At 30.4% G+C, this 3,219-nt stretch carries 3 protein-coding genes; all 3 read right to left on the bottom strand.

The genetic code is table 11. The features are described 5' to 3' along the window. The coding region (gene iscB, locus ACLUJM_RS08955; RefSeq protein WP_412412675.1) for an RNA-guided endonuclease IscB at window positions 1-1,139 on the bottom strand (1,139 nt) is incomplete at its 3' end. 312 nt (window positions 1,140-1,451) lie between these two features. Next, a complete protein-coding gene (locus ACLUJM_RS08950; RefSeq protein ID WP_412412674.1) occupies window positions 1,452-2,006 on the bottom strand; it encodes a hypothetical protein in 555 nt (184 codons plus the stop codon). Between the two features lie 75 nt (window positions 2,007-2,081). Then, on the bottom strand, window positions 2,082-3,219 hold a 1,138-nt coding region (locus ACLUJM_RS08945; protein WP_412412673.1), incomplete at its 5' end, for a DNA cytosine methyltransferase.

Here is a 3,219-nt window from a genome sequence, read left to right as displayed (position 1 = left end):
AATATATCCATTAAAACAGCATATCCAGATGACATTCTTCCTTTAATGAAATATGTTTTGCCAAGATAATCAACCTTATCAAACTTTTTAAAGCCTTGTATCTTACCAATAGGTAGTCTTATTTCACTGCAAGAACCTTTATATAATTGATAGTCACCCTTTGATACTCTTCTCTTGTAGTATATTTCATTATTTAGAACAAATTTCTTACCAGCAGAAGCAACTACACAAGCATCAATATAATGGTCTTTAGGAAGATTTAAATTGTTCCTATTTTCCTTAGTCACAAAACCAAAAGTTTCTATTGCCTCTGGATATACTTTTAATAGTTGACTTCTAATTATATTCATGTGTATTGCTTCTTTCAGTTTTAATCTCTTTGGCTTTAACCTTACATTAATTTCACCTTTGTGAACTTTTTTATGGCAAGATTCACATAATGTTATTAGGTTATCCTCATCATTTGTGCCACCTTTAGAACTATACACTATATGATGAACCTCTAATCTTGTATTTTTAGCCCCACATATTTGACAAGTATAAGAATCTCTGTTCATCACAGCTTCTTTTCTTGATGAAAAACCATAATTAAAACCTTGTTGATAGCCCCAGCTTTTAATCTTTTTAAATTTTAAGCTTGGATTTTTCATTAGATGAGAGTCAAACTGACTTACCTCTAAGACTATTTTTGATATAGGTAGTATCTTTTTACAAAACTCAATTTCATCAATATGAGCCTTTACCTTGTGTTTTACAGAAGGTGACAATCTATCTAGCTTAGTAGAGTTCTTTCTATTTAAAAATCTAGGCTTTCTATATCTAGTCTTTCTATTACGTCTATTTCTTCTGTATTTTCTTCTGCTATCCATATTCTCTTTGATATCGGTTCTAACAATTGTATGAGATTGGTAGAGAACTTTATCATTTGCGACACAAGATACGCCTATATTTTTAGAGCCTGTATCTACTCCTAGCACAACATCTTGCACTATATCTGTTTCTGTTTCATACAACAATTTAATCGTAAACGGACATTGCCTTATTACTTTAGCTTTTTTTTGATTTAATAACCTACGAACCTTACCAAAACGCTTTGTTGGCATTAAGGCTTGTCCGTTGTTTGAAATTACATATACCATAAAGTGTTTGGCTCCTTTCGTAATTATTTCTGGTTTTAAAATTATAAATCAGCACCAGATACTGTAATGCCTATTCTAGCTCTATTAACAAACTAGAAATCGGTCTTCCTTTCGCCAATGTTAAAAAAGCTTTTTAAGGTTAACTCACAGGACATTAGTGCCTTACTTCCAACTTAAAGTTAACCGACAGAGCAATGGTCTAAGGCGACAACCAAAGGTGCCATGACTTAATTAACGTAGTCTGTATTTCTACAGTCTTAGGCTTGTGAAGTAAAAGCTAAAACCAGCACCAGAAGGTGCTAAGTCTTTAGCTTAGCACAGCTTCACCTCGTTTTCGCTGTCTTTTATTACAGATTTTGATTTTGATATTTCTTTAGAAATTATAGAATTTGCAAACTTAATTTTGTCTTCAGATATTTTGTCTTTATCTCCTCGGCTAATTGCAGTTATTACCGCAAAAACTTTATCTTGATTATTCATTTCACCATAATATTTCAGAAAATCTTCTGTTGACATGTTCTTTATTGTATCATTAATAAAACCACTTTCATACACAAACCTCTTATAAGCATAAACAATTGTTGTATCAAGCATATTATTATCATCTAGAATCTCTAATTCTTTGAGTTTATTAGTATAAGTTCTTTTAGATTCTTCTATCTTAGATTTTAATTCTTTAGTTCTTTCTCGTTGTTGAAATGTTTTTAAATCATTTATTACTACATTTTCATAGAATTGAATTCCCGGAAAATAATATCTATAAATTGGATTAATCATTCGAATTATTAATGTTATAGTAAAAATAATCAATGATCCTATAATAACTTTGGTTACCAATTTATTTAAATCATATTTAATATTTATCATTCAATTTCCTCCATCTCGCACAAATTAGCAGATTTATATTTGTTTTTCAAGTAATTGCACTAAATTGCACTACTTTTATATCATATTGTATTTTTCCATATAATCAATCATTTTTTTAGCTACTTGTTCAATTACGTTAACGCAAACTGAATTTCCAAATTGTTTGTATGACTGTGCGTTTGAAACCGGTATAATATAGTCTTCTGGAAATCCCTGCAATCTAGCACACTCTCTTGGCGTGAGCTTTCTAGGATTTTTCAATCTTTGCTCAATCAAGGCTTCGCTTCCATCTTTATAATACCTTGCACTTATTGTATTTGTATACCTACTATTTTTATTAAATAAACTAAAACCAAATCCATTTCCTTTTTCTAAATGTTTTTCTTTTCTCTTAAGATGTCCTATCCAAAGTTTATCTGAAATTGTGTACTTTTCATTTACTTCTTTTTCCAAAATATCTCCAACCGATAAATTAGAAATTATTTCTCCTTTAGGATACTTAAACTCCTCATACGATTCTGGTAAATAATCCTTGTTAAAACCCACAATTATAATTCTTTCTCTGTTTTGTGGAACACCAAAATGATACGCATTAAGTACTTCTGGATTCGGAACATAATAATTTAACTCATCAAGTGTATTTAAAATTACTTTCATAGTTCTGCCTTTATCATGGCTACCTAAAGATTTAACGTTTTCGAGCATAAAGGCCTTCGGCCTCTTAACCTTTAATATTGATGCAATATTAAAAAATAATGTTCCACGAGTATCCTCAAACCCTAATTTTAATCCTGCATTTGAAAAAGGTTGGCAAGGAAATCCAGCTAATAATATATCATGGTTAGGGATATCTAATGGGTTAATTAATGTAATATCTCCTTCTGGTTCCTCCCCAAAATTAGCCTTATATGTTTTCTTTGCAAATTTATCCCATTCAGATGAAAAAACTGTTTTGCCTCCATTATACTGGAAGCCCAACCTAATACCACCTATCCCCGCAAACAAGTCAATTTGGGTAAATTTATAATCTTTATTATTTTTGATTAAATACTTAGGCTCAATATTAAAAGACTTTACTTTATCATATATATATTCTGGAACCTCTTCCTTTCCTTTTTCCCAAAGCTTTAATTTTTTCTCTTCGTCTTTACCAAAACCTAATGAATCTGCAAATTCTTTGCGTGTTACATTCAACTTGTTTCTCTTATTTAAT

This window comes from Finegoldia sp. (assembly GCF_046991905.1).
GTDB lineage: Bacteria > Bacillota > Clostridia > Tissierellales > Peptoniphilaceae > Finegoldia.
The sequence above is the reverse complement of the archived record's forward strand: the minus strand, read 5'-3'. Positions and strand labels throughout refer to the sequence as shown.

What these genes read in the sequence shown, in the direction of transcription:
- ACLUJM_RS08950 (WP_412412674.1), bottom strand. Translation starts at nt 2,006, where the DNA reads ATGATAAATATTAAATATGATTTAAATAAATTGGTAACCAAAGTTATT.